Annotated in this window: 13 protein-coding genes and 1 pseudogene; 2 read left to right on the top strand and 12 right to left on the bottom strand. The window is 58.4% G+C overall.

Annotated elements, in window-relative coordinates; all coding sequences use genetic code 11:
* Nucleotide 1 precedes the first annotated feature (1 nt).
* The 7 genes from CAL20_RS00630 to CAL20_RS00600 all read right to left on the bottom strand — a co-directional run bounded on the left by CAL20_RS00630 (nucleotide 2) and on the right by CAL20_RS00600 (nucleotide 7,946).
* A complete protein-coding gene (locus tag CAL20_RS00630; protein ID WP_094823974.1) occupies nucleotides 2-904 on the bottom strand; it encodes a TauD/TfdA dioxygenase family protein in 903 nt (300 codons plus the stop codon).
* 112 nt (nucleotides 905-1,016) lie between these two features.
* Nucleotides 1,017-2,216 carry a M20 aminoacylase family protein gene (locus CAL20_RS00625; RefSeq protein WP_094823973.1) on the bottom strand — a complete coding sequence of 400 codons (1,200 nt, stop codon included), beginning with the start codon at nucleotides 2,214-2,216 and terminating at the stop codon, nucleotides 1,017-1,019.
* Nucleotides 2,217-2,316: 100 nt separating this feature from the next.
* Complete coding sequence (locus CAL20_RS00620; protein WP_373558260.1) at nucleotides 2,317-3,324, bottom strand: ABC transporter ATP-binding protein; 1,008 nt, start codon at nucleotides 3,322-3,324, stop codon at nucleotides 2,317-2,319.
* A gap of 59 nt (nucleotides 3,325-3,383) precedes the next feature.
* A complete protein-coding gene (locus CAL20_RS00615) occupies nucleotides 3,384-4,424 on the bottom strand; it encodes an ABC transporter ATP-binding protein (RefSeq protein WP_256981315.1) in 1,041 nt (346 codons plus the stop codon).
* Between the two features lie 13 nt (nucleotides 4,425-4,437).
* A complete protein-coding gene (locus tag CAL20_RS00610) occupies nucleotides 4,438-5,370 on the bottom strand; it encodes an ABC transporter permease (RefSeq protein WP_094836955.1) in 933 nt (310 codons plus the stop codon).
* Entirely contained in the window at nucleotides 5,367-6,341 is a 975-nt protein-coding gene (locus CAL20_RS00605; RefSeq protein ID WP_094836954.1) for an ABC transporter permease, read from the bottom strand. The genes CAL20_RS00610 and CAL20_RS00605 overlap by 4 nt, the downstream gene beginning before the upstream one ends.
* Nucleotides 6,342-6,359: 18 nt before the next feature.
* Entirely contained in the window at nucleotides 6,360-7,946 is a 1,587-nt protein-coding gene (locus CAL20_RS00600; RefSeq protein ID WP_094823968.1) for an ABC transporter substrate-binding protein, read from the bottom strand.
* A gap of 113 nt (nucleotides 7,947-8,059) precedes the next feature.
* Between CAL20_RS00600 and mnmE the strand changes: the two genes are divergently transcribed.
* Entirely contained in the window at nucleotides 8,060-9,418 is a 1,359-nt protein-coding gene (mnmE, locus tag CAL20_RS00595) for a tRNA uridine-5-carboxymethylaminomethyl(34) synthesis GTPase MnmE (protein ID WP_094836953.1), read from the top strand.
* A gap of 43 nt (nucleotides 9,419-9,461) precedes the next feature.
* Here the strand turns inward: mnmE and CAL20_RS00590 are convergent, their stop codons facing one another.
* A complete protein-coding gene (locus CAL20_RS00590; RefSeq protein WP_094836952.1) occupies nucleotides 9,462-10,208 on the bottom strand; it encodes a sulfite exporter TauE/SafE family protein in 747 nt (248 codons plus the stop codon).
* A 95-nt stretch (nucleotides 10,209-10,303) separates the two neighbouring features.
* On the opposite strand from CAL20_RS00590, the gene CAL20_RS00585 reads away from it, so the two are divergent.
* A complete protein-coding gene (locus CAL20_RS00585) occupies nucleotides 10,304-11,215 on the top strand; it encodes a LysR family transcriptional regulator (RefSeq protein WP_094836951.1) in 912 nt (303 codons plus the stop codon).
* A 13-nt stretch (nucleotides 11,216-11,228) separates the two neighbouring features.
* On the opposite strand, the gene CAL20_RS00580 is transcribed toward CAL20_RS00585, so the two are convergent.
* From CAL20_RS00580 to ada, 4 genes and pseudogenes are all read right to left on the bottom strand, one after another.
* Complete coding sequence (locus CAL20_RS00580) at nucleotides 11,229-12,992, bottom strand: monovalent cation:proton antiporter-2 (CPA2) family protein (protein WP_094823964.1); 1,764 nt, start codon at nucleotides 12,990-12,992, stop codon at nucleotides 11,229-11,231.
* 47 nt (nucleotides 12,993-13,039) lie between these two features.
* Nucleotides 13,040-13,408 (bottom strand): annotated as a pseudogene (locus CAL20_RS00575) (response regulator); the annotation flags it as partial.
* A gap of 12 nt (nucleotides 13,409-13,420) precedes the next feature.
* Nucleotides 13,421-15,286 carry an ATP-binding protein gene (locus CAL20_RS00570; protein WP_094823963.1) on the bottom strand — a complete coding sequence of 622 codons (1,866 nt, stop codon included), beginning with the start codon at nucleotides 15,284-15,286 and terminating at the stop codon, nucleotides 13,421-13,423.
* Between the two features lie 73 nt (nucleotides 15,287-15,359).
* Nucleotides 15,360-16,454 (bottom strand): bifunctional DNA-binding transcriptional regulator/O6-methylguanine-DNA methyltransferase Ada, encoded by a 1,095-nt coding sequence (gene ada, locus CAL20_RS00565; RefSeq protein ID WP_094823962.1) that lies wholly within the window; start codon nucleotides 16,452-16,454, stop codon nucleotides 15,360-15,362.
* Nucleotides 16,455-16,674 lie beyond the last annotated feature (220 nt).

Below are 16,674 nucleotides of genomic sequence, written 5' to 3'. Positions count from 1 at the left end.
GTCAGAACGGCGTGTCGCCTTCAATAGTGGTGCGGTAGAGTTTGCGGCGCAGATGCGCGGGAGTGCCTGCCGCCAAATGGATCAATGAACGGTTATCCCAGAACACCAGATCGTGTTCGCGCCACTGATGGCGATAAATGTGTTCGGGCTTGATGCTGTGGGCAAACAGTTCCGCGAGGATCTGTTGGCTTTCATCTTCGGGCAGCCCCTCGATGCGGGTGGTGAAGCCTTCGCTGACGAATAGCGCCTTGCGCCCCGTTTCAGGATGCGTACGCACCACGGGATGGACGACTTCTTTGACCTGTGCGAGTTGCTCTGGGCTGAGCGTCGGCCGCCAATTCGCCTCTTTCTGCATCTGGCCATATTTCGCCAGATACGAGTGCACCGCTTGGCGGCCCTCGATCGCGTCTCGCAAGTGCGCAGGCAGGGTGTCGTAGGCCACATGCATATCGGCAAACAGCGTATCGCCGCCTTCGGACGGCAACTCTTGCGCATGCAGCAGCGACCCCAGGCTGGGCAAGGGTTTGTACGAGATATCGGAATGCCAGTATTTGCCGGCATCGCCCAAGCCCACCGGTTTACCGTCTTCGACGATGTTCGAGACGATCAGGATCTCGGGATGCCCTGGCAAGTGAAATTGATGCAGCACATGAATCATCAGCTTGCCAAAACGGCGGCTGAAATCGATGTGCTGTTGGGGAGTAATGCGTTGATCGCGGAACACCACCACGTGGTGATCCAGATGCGCGCGATGCACACGCGCAAAATCGCTGGCGTTCAGCGTCTGGCCCAAATCAATGCCGACGATCTCCGCGCCGATACCGCCAGGCAGAGGTCGCACCTCGAATGCCTGCGCAGCGTCGTCGACTGCATCAAGGCGTGCCGCGTTGCTACGTGTAGACATGGATTGCTCCGGTATTCAGAGCAATCCATTATGCAAAAGGCGAATTCAAACCCAAACGACGTTATCGGAGTTTAATCAGATCACTTTTTCATATGGGTTTGGAGTTATTAACTTATGCCTTTGCTAAAAACTTTTCGACCAGCTTGACCCAATACGTCGCGCCTACCGGCAGCAACGCATCGTTAAAGTCGTAGTTGGGGTTATGCAACTGGCATGGGCCCATGCCGTGATAACTGGCGATCCGATGATCTCCATCGCCATTGCCTAGAAACAGGTAGCAGCCCGGCACTTTCTCCAGGAAAAAGGAAAAATCCTCGGCGCCCATGAACGCAGGAATATCGCAATTGACGTGTTCGTCGCCAAACACCTCGCGTGCGACCTGCGCAGCAAACGCAGTTTCTTTTTCCCAGTTCACCAGGGGCGGATATGCCCGCACGAAATCCAGCTCGCCGGTCGCGCCATATACCTGAGGCAAGGTCGTGGCGATGCGGCGCATGCCGTCTTCGATCTTGTCGAGCACGTCCACGGTATAGGTGCGCACCGTACCGCGCAACACGGCATCGCCAGGGATCACGTTATAGGCGTCTCCCGCGTGGATCTGCGTGATCGTCAGCACCGCCGATTCCAAAGGATCCTTGCTGCGCGAAATCAAGGTCTGCAAGGCATGCACCATATCGGCCGCAATGATGATGGGATCTACCGCGCTATGCGGCTGCGCGGCATGGCCGCCCACACCGCGGATCGTGATATCCCAGCGGTTGCTGGAGGCCATGGCAGGCCCGCTGCGAAAACCGAATTGATTGACCGGCATGCCAGGCATGTTATGCAGACCAAACACCGCGTCACACGGAAAGCGGTCAAAGAGACCGTCTTGCATCATGGCCCGCGCCCCGGCGTTGCCGCCTTCTTCGGCCGGCTGAAAAATAAAATGTACTGTGCCATCGAAATTACGGTGCTTGGACAAATATTCCGCCGCGCCCAGCAACATCGTCGTATGCCCGTCGTGGCCACAGCCATGCATGCGGCCAGCTATCGTCGATTTATGCTCAAAGCGGTTGTGCTCCGGCATCGGCAGGGCGTCCATATCGGCGCGCAACCCCAAGGTCTTGCCGCTGTTGCCGGACTTCAGCACGCCCACCAGACCCGTCTTGCCCAAGCCAGTATGCACCTCTATCCCGAAGCTGCGCAGGCGCTCGGCGACCAGCGCCGATGTCCGCGTTTCCTGGAAAGCCAATTCCGGATGCGCGTGGATATCACGTCGCAAAGCGGTCAGGTCAGCATGGGCACGTTCGATTTCGTCTAGAGTTTTCATGGCAGAAGATAAACAAAATAAATTGGGTTAGATCCCGTAGGAGTCCGCGTCCGATATCAAACTTTCAGCCGGCGGGGGCACTGCGATCAGGGTTGGGCCGTCATCCTGATGGCAAATGGCCCGCCGGCGCGTCATTCAAATGGCAGGCGCTGGCATGACCCGGCGCCACCGCTCGCAACAGCGGCCGTTCCGTACTGCAGCGCGGCATCGCGTGCGGGCACCGAGGATGAAAAGCACAACCCGTCGGGGGCGCCAGCGGCGAGGGTAGTTCTCCCTTGATCGGCCGGTAATCGCGCCGGCCAGGCTGCAGATCCGGCAGTTCTTTCAGCAATGCCTGCGTATAGGGGTGATTCGCCCGGGAAAATACCGCATCGGTCGAAGCAATCTCGACGATACGCCCCAGATACATGATGGCGACTCGATCCGAGATATGGCTCACCACACTCAGATTATGGCTGATAAACAGATAGGTCAAATCCAGCTCGCGGCGCAATTGCGCGAACAGGTTCAACACCTGGGCCTGAATCGACACATCCAGCGCTGCCACAGCCTCGTCGCACACGATGACCGACGGCTTTAACGCCAACGCCCGGGCAATGCCTATACGCTGGCGCTGTCCGCCGGAAAACTGGTGTGGATAACGCTGTGCATAAGTCGGGTCCAGCCCCACCTGGCTCATCAGCCCCGCCACGTAGCTGGCCTGCTCGCCCGAGCGGATCAGGCCATGCGCCACGGGCGCCTCGCCAATGATATCGACCACCCGCATACGGGGATTCAAGGAGGCGTACGGATCCTGAAAAATCATCTGCACGCTCAATTCGTAAGCACGCCGCTGCGCCGCCGACATCTGCGTCACAGGGGTCCCCTGATAATCGATCTGTCCCCCTGTCGGGCGCAAAATTCCCGCCACCATGCGGCCTAGCGTCGATTTACCGCAGCCCGACTCTCCCACAATGCCGATCACTTCACCCGGATAGACATCCAGATCCACCCCGGCAACCGCCTGCACCACCAGCGTTTTCAGGCCTGCGCCAAACAAGTTCGCAATACGCCCGGCCAGATCGACCGGCTGGATGAAGTGCTGCTCGACCTGCCGCAGCGACACAATTGGCTTGGCGGTGGCGACAGAGACGCTGGAATCCGGCGCCGCGAATTCAACAGTCTGCACTAGCGTTCTCCTGCATGCCAGCAACGTGCCCAATGGCCGGGCCGATGTTCCACCGCCGCGGGCGACTGCGTACAGGCCTCAGTCGCCCGATGACAGCGCGTGCGAAAGGCACAGCCTTGCGGCAGATTCAATAACGAGGGCGTCATGCCTGGTATCGGGTCCAGGGGCTGGCCGCGCGTGTGCGGTGTGGGGATCGACGCAATCAAGCCATGCGTATAGGGGTGCAGGGCATGGCTGATCACGGCTTCGGTCGTTCCGGTTTCTACGACACGACCGGCGTACATGACCGCCACACGGTCGGCCAATCCTGCCACGACGGCCAGATCATGCGTGATCCAGATCAGGCCTGTTCCCGTCTCGCGGCACAGTTTCTGCATCTCGTAGAGGATCTGCCCTTGAATCGTCACATCCAGCGCGGTCGTGGGCTCGTCCGCGATGATCAGGCGCGGCTCATTCAACAAGGCGATCGCGATCGCCACCCGCTGCCGCATGCCGCCCGACAACTGATGAGGATAGGCGCGCAATCGTTCCTGAGGGGAGGGAATGCCGACTTTGGTCAACACCTCCAATGCACGGGCCCGTGCCTGATCACGGCTGACACGGCGATGCGCCAGCACCGTTTCTATCATCTGCGTATCCACGCGCAATACGGGATTCAACGTCATCATCGGATCTTGAAAGATCATCGCGATATCGTTGCCACGCAGCTCGCGCCAGCGTTGCGCCGACGCTTGGCGCAAGTCTTCGCCGTTGAAACGGATCTCACCATCGACGACGCGGCCTGGCGCATCGATCAGACCCAGCAAGGAAAAACCCGTGATGCTCTTGCCCGAGCCTGATTCTCCGACCAATCCCAGGATCTCGCCCGCTCCCACCGACAGATCCACACCGTCGACAGCCTTGACCACGCCGGCGCGCGTAAAGAAATGCGTTTTCAGGCCGCGCACCTCCAGCACTGTCCTGAGGTCACGGTTCGCCGCACTCGCAGGGGGCGCTATGGGTGCACTATCGCGATGATCAATGGTCGTGTGATAGCTCATAGTTGTCCACTGCTCATGCCGCGTTATGCGGATTCAACACATCCCGCAGGTGATCGCCCACGAGATTGATGCCGATGATCGCAATGGCCAGGGCGATGCCGGGAAAGAAAGAAATCCAATACAGTCCCGACAGCAAGTATTCAAAGCCATTGGAAATCAACATGCCCAGCGAGGGTTCTGTCACCGGCACGCCTACCCCCAGAAACGACAGCGTGGCTTCCAGAGCAATGGCATGCGCCAGATCGATCGTCGCAATCACAATGAGCGGCGGCATACAGTTGGGCAACACGTGGCGAAACAATACGCGTCCCCAACCCAATGACATGCAACGGGCAGCCTCGACATATTCCTTGCCGCGTTCGACCAGCGCAGCTCCGCGCGCTGCACGCGCGAAGTAGGCCCACTGCACCACCACCAGCGCAATGATGACTTTATCCACACCCTTGCCCAGGATAGCCAGCAAGATCAACGCCACCAGGATCGCTGGGAACGATAACTGGATATCCACAGCCCGCATCAAAAACGCATCGATGCGGCCACCAAAATACGCAGCGATCAATCCCACTGTAGCGCCGATCGCAAATGCCGCCAGCACCGAAATCGAACCGACCATCAAACTCGTGCGCATGCCATACAGGATCGCCGAGAACACATCCCGCGCCTGACCGTCCGTTCCCAACCAGTACGTCATACTGCCATCGCCGCTCACACTGCCGGGCGGCAATTTGGAATCGAGAATATCCAAGGTGGCAATGTCGAATGGATTCTGCGGTGCGATCCATGGTGCGAATATCGCTGCGCCTACCGTCAACAGCAGCAGCACGACGCCGAACAAGGCCAGTTTGCTGGCACAGAAATCCGCTAGAAAACGGCGCAGCGGCGTTTCCACCTTTACCGCGTGCGTTGATGTTGCCGTCGTGTCGACAGGGGAGGCGGGTGTCGTCATGCTCGACGCTCCAGACGTACGCGCGGATCCAGCACGGTATAGATAATGTCCACCACCAGATTCAGGATCACCAGGAAAAATACAATCAGCATCAGATAAGCCACCACCACGGGGCGATCCAGATTGATGATGGAATCAATCAGCAGCTTGCCCATGCCTGGCCAGGAAAACACCGTTTCTGTCACGACGGCAAACGCCACGACCTGGCCAAACTCCAATCCCGCGACCGTGACGATGGGGATCAGGATGTTCTTGAGCAAATGCACGCCCAGCACGCGCTTTTCTGCGAGCCCCTTGGCCCGCGCAAACTTGATGTAGTCCATGGGCAGCGCCTCGCGCGTAGCCGCCCGTGTGACGCGCACAATCATGGCGCATTTGGCCAATGCAATCGTGGACGCCGGCAAAATCAGGCTCGCCCATCCATCCAGCGTCAACACGCTCAACGGCACGCCCAACACCGAGACCGTTTCGCCGCGTCCGCTCGCCGGCAGCCACCCGAGCGTGACGGCAAAAAGCATGATCAACATCAAGCCGACCCAGAAATTGGGCAGGGAAAATCCCAACACCGAGCCCGTCATGATGGCGCGAGAACCTACCGCCTTGGGCCGCAGGCCCGCGATGATGCCTAATGGCACACCGATCAGGACCGACATCAGCATGGCTACACAGGCCAGCTCCAGCGTGGCCGGCATGCGCTCCAGGATCAAGCGCATCGCCGGCTCGCCCGTCAAAAAGCTATTGCCGAAATTGCCCTGTACGGCATGGCCGATGAACACCAGATACTGCATCCACAAGGGCTTGTCCAAGCCCAGCGACACACGGATTGCTTCACGCTGCACATCGGTCGCCTCGGGGCTGGCCAGCATCGAGATCGGATCGCCCACCAGATAGATTCCGGTGAACACCAACGCCGACATGACCAGCAGCACGATCAGCGTCTGCAACAGCCTGCGAATGATAGTTGCCAGCACGTCGATGCGACTCCTGGCTTACTTCTTTACGGTCGCGTATTGCACCAAGGTAGTCTGGTCCGGCCGGCCTTCGTAACGAATATCATCCTTCATCGCCCATACAGACAGCTCAAAGTGCAAGGGCAGCAGGGCATAGTCATCCATCGCCATATTGCTGGCCTGTTGCAGCAGTGCCGAACGCTTGGCGTCGTCCATTGTCCCGGCCGCCTCACGTGCCAATTTATCCATCTCCGGATTCGAATAACGACCGCGATTGGTCGTACCCTCGCCCGCATCGGGATTACGCGTCATCAGCAATGAGGCCAAGGGGTTCAACATCTCGCCGCTGGTCACCGACCAGCCTGCCAAATAGGCGCTGAACTCATAGCTGTCGCGCTTCTTGAAAAACACCGAGGGCGCCAAAGCTTCGACATTGGTTTTGACGCCAATGCGCGACCACATGGACGCCACCGCCTGCGCCACCTTGGAGTCGTTCACATAACGGCCCGAGGGCGCACCCAAGGTGATCGCAAACCCATCCGGATAACCGGCCTCTTTCAACAAGGTCTTGGCTTTCTCCACGTCTGCCTTCGGCGCCTCAGCATGCTCTTTAGACGAGCCGAACATAGGGTAGGGCAGCATATTGCCCGCAGCCTTGGCCACGCCGCCCATCACACGATCCACGATGGCATCGCGATTGATGGCCAGCGACAGCGCTTCACGCACGCGCTTGTCCTTCAGCGGATTTTTCTGCAAGCCCGCAATGCCCGGTGTAGGTTCGGCGAATTGATCCATCGCCACATACATCACCCGCACCGACGGCGTTTCTTCGATGTACAGCTTCTTGTTCTTTTTCAGATTGGCCAGATCGTCCGTTGGAGGGTCTTCGATCAAGTCCACATCCCCGGCCAGCAATGCCGCTACCCGGCCCGCCGCGTTGGACATGGGGCGATAGATCACCCGATCCCATGCAGGCGCGGGACCCCAGTAATTTTCATTGCGTGCGAAGACCAATTCCGCGCCGCGCTTCCAGGACACGAACTTATACGGCCCCGTTCCTGCCAGCCCGTTGCCGCTATTGAGTTCTGTTGTGGTTTTGCCTTCGGGTGCAGGACCGGATGCTGCCGTCTTCGACAGAATTGGCAACTGTGCCAAGTTGATCAGCAGATTCGGCGCAGGTGATTTCGTCGTGATACGCAGAGTCAGCGGATCCACTGCTTCGGTCTTTGCCACCGAGCCCAAATACAAAGTAAACGGTGAGGGACTGTTCGGGACCTTTGGGATGCGGTCATAGCTAAACACGACATCCTCGGCCGTAAAGGGCGAACCATCCGAGAATTTGACATTGGGACGCAGCTTGAACGTCCAGACATTGCCGTCCACCTTCCAGGACTCCGCCAAAGCAGGGATCGGCTGCAGCTTGGAATCCGAGCGCACCAGCGGATCAAACAGCGTTTGAGAGATCTGCGTATTGGGCGTCAACGCATGGTATTGCGGGTCCATCGAGCTGGGCTCGGTCTTGAGCGCCACTACCAGATCGCGCGCAACGGCGGAGGTCATCGCCCCCAATGCCATTGCAGCCGTCAATGCCCCGCCCGCCAATAAACGTAACCAATGTGACGCCATCGTGCTCTCCCTAGCCTGTGCTGTAGGTTGGACTGCCTAGGGCACATTAACCAGCAAACAGGCGCGTGCGCAACAGTTATATTCCCTTATTGCCGTCTTGAATGAATCCCCCCATGTCCTTATCCACACAGGTCCCCATCGCCGCCATCGCTACCGCGCCAGGCCGCGGCGGTATTGGCGTTGTCCGGGTTTCCGGCCCCGATTTGTCGGCCTTGGCGCGCCGCCTGTTCAACCGCGAACTCACGCCGCGTCACGCCCATTATTTGCCCTTCACTGCAGAAAACGGCGAACACCTGGACGAAGGCATTGCGCTCTATTTCCGCGCTCCTCAGTCCTATACGGGCGAGGACGTACTGGAGCTGCAAGGCCACGGCGGGCCAGCCGTATTGCGGCGCATTCTCGACCGCTGCCTGCAGGCGGGCGCGGACATGGGCGTGCGGTTGGCCGAGCCTGGCGAATTCACACGCCGCGCCTTTCTGAACGACCGCATGGACCTGGCCCAGGCCGAAGCCGTCGCCGATCTGATCGATGCCTCATCGGTAGCCGCGGCGCGCGGCGCCATGGCCTCGCTGTCGGGGGAATTCTCGGCGCAGATCAATGCACTATCGGATCGGATCATTCACCTGCGCATGCTGGTCGAAGCCACGCTGGATTTTCCCGAAGAGGAAATCGATTTTCTAGAGAAATACCAGGCACGTCCCACACTGGAGGCGCTGGCGGCAGACCTCGCCACATTGATCGCACAGGCGCGCCAAGGCGTCATCCTGCGTGAAGGCCTGCACGTCGTACTGGCGGGCAAACCCAATGTGGGCAAGTCCAGCCTGTTAAACGCCCTGGCCGGTGACGACATCGCCATCGTCACACCGATCGCCGGCACCACCCGCGACAAGGTCGTGCAGGAAATCCACATTGACGGGGTGCCTCTGCACATCGTCGACACGGCCGGCCTGCGCGAGACCGAAGACACCGTCGAGAGCATCGGCATCGCTCGCACCTGGAAAGAAATCGAACGCGCCGACGTCATCCTGCATTTGCAGGACGCCACCCAGCCCGCCGACGAACTCGACGCGCAAATCGTCGCCCGCCTGCCGGAGCGCACCCCCTTGTTGACGGTGTTCAACAAGGTAGACCTGCTCGATACGCCTTTCGTAGCCGGCCCTCAGCAGCTCGGCATCTCTGCCCGCGAAGGCGTCGGCCTGGACGCGCTGCGCGACAAGCTGCTGGCCCTGGCCGGCTGGAACCCCGGCGCAGAATCCCCCTGGTTGGCCCGAGAACGGCACGTACGCGCATTACAGGATGCGGCCGAGCACTTGACCTCTGCCACCGAACACGCGGCCCAGGATGACCGCGTATTGGATTTATTCGCCGAGGAGCTGCGACTGGCGCACGACAGCTTGAGCAGTATTACGGGGCGGTTCACCAGCGATGATTTGCTGGGCGAGATTTTTTCCAGTTTTTGTATTGGGAAGTGAACCCGATTTCATCTATTTTGCAAGAACGGGTCGCGTGACCCGTTCAAAAGAACGGCCGCGATGCCAGCTCAAGCCCCAGCACCGCCAAGAACACCAAAAAGCATTGTTTAAAGCGCTTGGGACTGATTCGTGCCCGGATCTTCTGCCCGGCCCACATGCCTATCAAAGCCGGAACGATCGCCAACGTAGAAACACCAAGCTGGTTCAGCTGAAATGCGCCATGCACCATCAGGCCAGCCGCCAAGGCAATAGTCGACACGGTAAACGATAGCCCCAGAGCCTGAACCAATTCGTCTTTATCCAAACCAAGTGCCTGTAAATAAGGCACCGCCGGCATCACGAACACCCCGGTAGCGCCTGTGATCGCTCCCGTAACTACGCCGATCACGGGCGACAACCAGGGTTCTGCACGCGCAGACACAGACAGGGCAGGGCCGAGCAGGGCATATAACGCATAGACGATCAACGCCACCCCCAGAGAGAATGCGGACCACAATGGGTCGACCCGCACCAATAGCGCCGCACCACCCACCGTCCCCAACACTATCGCCAGCATCATCGGCCACAACCGGCGCAGCAAGCGCGCCGTTGCCGGTCCGGACAGTAGCTGCCAGACATTCGTCACGAATGACGGTATGACCAGTATCGCGGCCGCCGCCGCCGGAGGCATGACGGTACCCAACAGCCCCATCGCCACCGTGGGCAAACCCATTCCCGTGACGCCCTTGACCAAGCCTGCGGCCAGAAACGTCAGCGTGAACCATACATAGAAGTTCGCAGATTCATTCATGCCTCTATTGGAGTCTCACTCACGACTTGGCACAATGCGGTTTTCAGGCGCTGGCCTTCGGATAATCCGAAGGCACGGAAAAACCGGGAGACACCATGCGGCTAGATCTGGCGGATCTTCATTTATTCCTGTGCGTGGTGGAGGCCGGCAGCATCACCCAGGGGGCGGCTCGCGCGAATCTGGCCTTGGCCTCGGCCAGTGAACGGTTGCGCAACATCGAAACTGACGCGAACGTTCCTCTCTTGCAACGCCATTCACGCGGTGTCATCACGACCGAGGCGGGCGAGGCGCTGGCCCATCACGCCCGACTGATTCTGCGCCAACAATTTTTGCTCAAAAGCGAACTGAAAGACTTTTCCACAGGCGCGCGCGGTACCTTGCATCTCTATGCCAACACCGCGGCCCTGACCGAATTTTTACCGCCGCGGCTCGCACCCTGGCTTGCCGCCCGGCCACGGCTGCATATCGACCTGAAAGAACGCACCAGCACCGAAATCATCACCGCGATTACTGCTGGCCTCGCCGAGGCAGGCATTGTCTCTGACGCCGTAGACGCCCCTGGCCTGCAACGGCAACCCATCGCAAAAGACCACCTTGTCCTGATCATGTCCGCCGGGCATCGCCTGGTGCATCATCGCAGCCTGCGGCTCACAGACATCCTGAATGAGCCTTTTGTCGGCCTCGCGCCCGGCAACGCATTACAGGATCACATCAACGAATACGCCCAGACGGCAGGCAAAACGCTGAATCTGCGGATTCGCATGAAGACTTTTGAAGGGCTCTGCGAAATGGTGGCCCACGGCGTCGGCGTGGGCATCGTTCCGCAGACAATCGCGCACCGTTATCGGCGCGAACACGACTATCGCATTGTCGTGTTGGCCGAACCCTGGGCACGCCGGCAGCTGTGTGCGTGCTTTCGGGATTGGCGTGAACTATCGGCGCCGATGCGAAGCCTCCTCGCTCATTTAGGTGCAGTCCCCAACACGCCTCATATCAATGCATCTTGATGCGCCAGTCCGCTCAATGTGTCGATTCTTTGGATTGATTGTTCAGCAGCAAGGCGCGCCCTGCGAATAGTCCGCCATTGACTTCCATTTGAAAGCGCTCGGCGTCGCGTCTACGTATCTCGTCCGCAATCTCTTCTGCGGCCTCAGGCGTCGCACCCAAGGCCTGCGTCGCCTGTCTGCCCAATACCATCGCAGACTCAAACGTTTCGCGGACCTGAAAATCCACATCCACTTTATGCAGATCCAATGCGTGCTCGCGATCAAAAGCACGCGCCAGCACCACGGAATGCGGACACATGGCCTTGATGCGTTCGACCATTTGCGTCACCGTGTCTTTGCCGTCGGCGCAGATCAGAATCGCCTGTGCATTCTTTGCTCCGGCGGCATGCAACACATCGGTACGCGTGCCATCACCGTAGTACACCTTGAATCCGAACGTCGCGGCGCTGCGTATCATCTCGGGATCATTGTCGATGATGGTGATTTCAGCCCCCATCGCCAGCATATGTTGGCTGGCAATTTGTCCCACACGGCCAAACCCGATAACAAGGGCATTGCCGATCTGGTCCTCTGGAGTCTCCAGATCGTCAGTTGATAGATTCGCACGCGGCATCCAGCGTTTATGGATCAACACCACCAACGGCGTCAAAGCCATCGACAGCACCACGATGGCCGTCATGTTGGCATTGACGATAGGATCGATGACCCCATTGGCCAATGCGGCGGCAAACAAGACAAAAGCAAATTCGCCCCCCTGTGCCATCAATACGGCGCGATCGACTGCCTCAGCGCGCGAGCTTTTCGCCAATCGCGCGGTCCCGTAAATGCATAGTGCTTTAACCAACATCATCGACAGCACCCCGGCCACGATCAGCGGTGCATTCTGCGCCACAACCGTGAGGTCCAGCGACATGCCCACACCCAGGAAAAACAGGCCTAACAGCAAGCCGCGGAAAGGTTCGATATCCGCTTCCAGCTGATGACGGAAGGTCGATTCCGACAACAAGACGCCGGCGAGGAATGCCCCCATCGCCATCGACAGTCCGCCCCATTGCATCAGCAGCGCGGCTCCCAGCACCACAAGCAATGCTGCCGCAGTCATGACCTCACGAGCTTTGGCACGCGCCAGTAAGCGAAACAACGGATTCAACAACCATATCCCCGCGACGACCAATGCCGCGACAGAGCCGACGCCTATCCCGATATCGGCCCAGCGAGATGACGCTGTCGCGGCCTCCTGGTGCGCTCCCGGCGGCGCAATGAATGCCACCAATGCCAGCAGCGGTACGATCAACAAGTCTTCCAACAGCAGAATAGAGACGATTTTTTGACCGCGAGGCTTTGCGATATCACCGCGCTCGCCGAGCAACTGCATCACGATGGCGGTAGAGGTCAACACAAATCCCATTGCGCTGATGAACGCCACGGCGAGCGAAAACCCGAAGGCTACCCCCACGCCTGTCAGCAACAAGCCGCAAATCAATACCTGCAGACTGCCCAGACCAAATATCTCTTTGCGCAGTCCCCACAAGTGCGATGGACGCATCTCCAGGCCGATGATGAACAGGAACATCACCACGCCTAATTCAGCCGTGTGCAATATCGTGTGAGGATCTCGAAACAGACCCAGGCCAAACGGACCGATCACCAGGCCCGCGGCCAAGTAGCCCAAGACCGAGCCTAAGCCCAAACGCCTGAAGATCGGCACCGCCACCACTGCCGCACCCAGCAGTACGACCACCTTGGCCAATTCGCTTGCATCGCCTTCTACTGCCATGAAATCCCCTTGTCCGGTTGACCGGACACTTCGCTTGTATGCGCCAATTTACCCTCGGCTGCCTGCCGAATGGCCGCCACCAATGTTGCGGCATCAATACTTTTGACTAAAAAACCACGCGCTCCGTCCCGTAACGCCTGCGCGAGTTCGTCGGCTTCTTCGGATACGGTCAGTATCAGCACAGCAGCATCTGGCACGTCCTGGACCAGCAGCTTCAACGTTTCCAGACCCGACAGCCCCGGCATATTCAGATCAAGCAGAATCACATTAGGTTGAAACGCTTTGGCGCGCTTGACCCCCTCGATGCCATCGGCCGCTTCTGCGACGACATCAAAATCGGGTTGCCGCTGTAACAGCAGCCGCACGCCCGATCGAAACAGGGCGTGATCGTCAATCAACAAAATACGGATAGTCATGATGTCGCAGATTCAGACCACAGAACGTTCGGAATGCGGCAATACCAGCCGCACGGTGGTTCCTGTTCCCGGTTGGGATGTCATCTCCAACTCGGCATGCAATCGCGCAGCTCTCTCGCGCATGATATTCAATCCAATGTGATTTTCGTCACCTTGACGAATGTCATCCATGCGAAAGCCGATGCCATTATCGACAATATTCATTTCAAAATCGCTGGCGTTGCGCAACGTCACGCGCACGTGATCCGCCTGAGCGTGCTTGCGCACATTCGATAAGGCTTCCTGCAAAATGAACAGCACCTGCAACTGCTGCTCGGGCGATAAGGGGCGCCCCATTTTGTACTGCGTGTCCAGGTCAATCACAATGCCAGTCTGCCGTTTAAATCGTTCGATCGTATCTTCGATGGCAACCGACAATTCGACCTGGTCGAGCTTGGTACGGAAGTTCACCAACAACTCACGCACATCCTGATAACTTTCGTCGACTCCGGTGCGTAACAACGGCACAATCTGTTGCAGGTCTTCGTAGTCTGCGCGCCTCATGGCGTCTTCGAGCAATTGCAATTGCATCTTCAGAAAATTCAAGCCCTGCGCAATACTGTCGTGCAATCCCTGCGCCATCAGACTGCGTTCACGGATCACCGCTAACTGCCTGGCCTTGGCCTCCAGGCGTCGGTGATCCAGAGCGACGCCCAGATGCTGCCCCAGAGTCTCCAACAGTTGCGTTTCACTGGGCAGCAACTCACGTCCGGCGTCAAAGTGCAGGGCGAATTCTCCCAGGTTTTCATCACGGGCCATGATGCGAAACGTCGCCACACTGCAATCATCGGTACGATAAACAACCGAGTCGGCGTGCGCGCAAATCGTGCCGGACGTCTGTTCATCGACCTGCGGCGCAACATCCTCGGACACGATCACGTGCGCATGTTCGTTTGGTAATTCAATCAGTCGTACCGTTCCGCCGGCAGCATCAAACTCGCCGATAACCCGTTGCAGAAAGCCCCGGCACATCGCCTCGATATCGTTCGGGAGATTTAAAAATGACGTCACCAGATACAGAGACGCAATCTCCCGATTACGTTTTTCCAGCTCCGCCGTTTTGGTGCGAACGCCGTTTTCCAGTTCCTGGTACAGACGCTCCAGCTTGTCGGCCATCAAGTTGAATCCGTGCGCCAGTACGCCGAATTCGTCGCGTGTTTTAACAGGCAGTCTGGTATTGAATTGCCCCGCCGTCAAACGATGCAGTCCTTCTCGCAAACGCAACATCGGTTGGATAATCCAGACGTACAACAGATAGATCGCCAGACCAGTACCGACACTGCCAATCACCGCAATGACACCCTGAAAAAAACGCAGCAGAGTTCTTTTCTTGTCATTGTCCAATTCAATCATGCCTGCCAGCCGATCTGTCTCTGCCATGAACGCGGGCAGGTGGTCCAGATAGGCACTCGTCTCGCCGTTTTTTTCCGCCTCGGCAACAGCCGGTTTGAGATGCTGGTTCCACAGTTGAGCAATCGTGCTCAGTTGCTCGCGGATATGTGCGACGTTAGGCAATCGCAAGGGCCTGGACGGACTGCCCCCCGCCAATAGCGCCAACGCCTGATCTTGTACATGTAAAGCTTGATCTAATGCGGCGTGTTGGTCCACATCGGGACGTATAAGCGCGATCGCAATCTGATTTGCCATCATGCGCAGATTGCCTATCTCTTTCGTCGCGGCGTCGGCCCGTTCCAGCCCTCGCGATAGTGACAGCATCCAGGCCAGCAGCATCAACACAACGACCAAAGAAAACAACAGGCTCGCGATCACCCGCGTGGGCAGGCGATCTCGCAATGTGGGCAACCCGTCTAGACCCACGAAAAATTCTGAAGGCGTCATGGTGTGCTGTCAGCGAATGAGGCGGGCAGTGTATCTGCTTTCGTGCCGAATACGAAAACTGAAATCTGCAATTTCAGTCGTCCAACACAGCCGCCTCAGACTCGCGCTGCAGCAGCTCGCGCTTGCGTGCCACGCCCCAGCGATATCCCGAAATGTCCCCATCACGCCTGACCACACGATGACAGGGAATCGCCACCGCCAATTGATTGGCGCCGCACGCCTGGGCTACGGCTCGCACAGCCTTGGGGGCTCCGATGCGATGTGCGATTTCCGCATAACTGACCATGGCGCCCGGCGCGAGGTCTCGCAGCGCTTGCCAAACACGTTGTTGAAACGCCGTTCCACGAACATCGAGCGGCAGATTCAACCCCACACCAGGCGCCTCTACAAATCCCACGACTTGCGCTACCCACTGTTCGAACTCAGGGTCATCCCCGCTTAGTCGAGCAAATGGAAAACGGTCCTGTAGATCCCGCACCAGCTGATCGGGGTCATCGCCCAGCCAGATCGCGCAGATTCCTCGCTGGCTGCGAGCTACCAAAATTGCTCCTAGTGAGCATTCACCTACGGCAAAACGTATGTCGGTATTGGCCCCGCCTGACTTATAGTCTTTTGGACGCATCCCCAACAGGCGATCGGATGCTTCGTAGAACCGGCTATTGGAATTGAATCCCGCCTCATAAATCGCTTGGGTGATGGTCGGCGCCCCCGCTAATTCGTCACGCAGCCGTTTGGCACGAAGTGCATCGGCGTATGCCTTTGGGCTAAGTCCCGTCTCTGCCTTGAACAGGCGATGAAAGTGAAAAATGCTGACGCCTGCCTGCGTAGCCAGCGCTTCCAGGCTCGGAGGTGTCTCCGCTGTTTCGATCTGGCGACATGCCTGGGCAACCAGGGCCGCCCGACGGCTGGCGGCCGCAGAGCGATCTGCACTTGCCCGCCGGCTGGGGCGGAACCCAGCCGCCTCGGCGGCTTCAGGGGTATCAAAAAACAGCACGTTCTCACGACGGGGCAATCGTGCCGAGCTGCTGGGCCGGCAGTACACCCCAGTAGTACGCACGGCATAGACGAAATATCCATCCGCCACGGGATCTCGGTTCTGCACTGCTCCCCAACGCGCCTGGTCGGTCGTGTACAACTCTATATCGCTTGGATTGGACGAATTCGACATTAGGTCACCCAGAAAAACCGCCATTCAAGGCTGATATCCCACTGTAAATCCGAATTTGGGCGCAAGACATCCCATTCTTGCTCTCAAATTTTCAGAAGACCGAAATCTCGGAAAAGTAAGTATTCACACCATATCCACAGAAGCCCGTCTGCCCCCAAAACACCCTGTGGATAACCTCTAGAAAGCGGGACTGTGCACAGCGTGTGGACGTAAATTGAAC

It is taken from the genome of Bordetella genomosp. 4, from assembly GCF_002261185.1.
In the GTDB taxonomy this organism is placed as follows: domain Bacteria; phylum Pseudomonadota; class Gammaproteobacteria; order Burkholderiales; family Burkholderiaceae_B; genus Bordetella_A.
Note: the sequence above shows the minus strand (reverse complement) of the source record. Positions and strands in the feature narration are given on the sequence as shown.

What these genes read in the sequence shown, in the direction of transcription:
- ada (WP_094823962.1), bottom strand. Translation starts at nt 16,454, where the DNA reads ATGTCGAATTCGTCCAATCCAAGCGATATAGAGTTGTACACGACCGAC.
- CAL20_RS00625 (WP_094823973.1), bottom strand. Translation starts at nt 2,216, where the DNA reads ATGAAAACTCTAGACGAAATCGAACGTGCCCATGCTGACCTGACCGCT.
- CAL20_RS00630 (WP_094823974.1), bottom strand. Translation starts at nt 904, where the DNA reads ATGTCTACACGTAGCAACGCGGCACGCCTTGATGCAGTCGACGACGCT.
- mnmE (WP_094836953.1), top strand. Translation starts at nt 8,060, where the DNA reads ATGTCCTTATCCACACAGGTCCCCATCGCCGCCATCGCTACCGCGCCA.
- CAL20_RS00600 (WP_094823968.1), bottom strand. Translation starts at nt 7,946, where the DNA reads ATGGCGTCACATTGGTTACGTTTATTGGCGGGCGGGGCATTGACGGCT.
- CAL20_RS00570 (WP_094823963.1), bottom strand. Translation starts at nt 15,286, where the DNA reads ATGACGCCTTCAGAATTTTTCGTGGGTCTAGACGGGTTGCCCACATTG.
- CAL20_RS00585 (WP_094836951.1), top strand. Translation starts at nt 10,304, where the DNA reads ATGCGGCTAGATCTGGCGGATCTTCATTTATTCCTGTGCGTGGTGGAG.
- CAL20_RS00580 (WP_094823964.1), bottom strand. Translation starts at nt 12,992, where the DNA reads ATGGCAGTAGAAGGCGATGCAAGCGAATTGGCCAAGGTGGTCGTACTG.
- CAL20_RS00610 (WP_094836955.1), bottom strand. Translation starts at nt 5,370, where the DNA reads ATGACGACACCCGCCTCCCCTGTCGACACGACGGCAACATCAACGCAC.
- CAL20_RS00615 (WP_256981315.1), bottom strand. Translation starts at nt 4,424, where the DNA reads ATGAGCTATCACACGACCATTGATCATCGCGATAGTGCACCCATAGCG.
- CAL20_RS00590 (WP_094836952.1), bottom strand. Translation starts at nt 10,208, where the DNA reads ATGAATGAATCTGCGAACTTCTATGTATGGTTCACGCTGACGTTTCTG.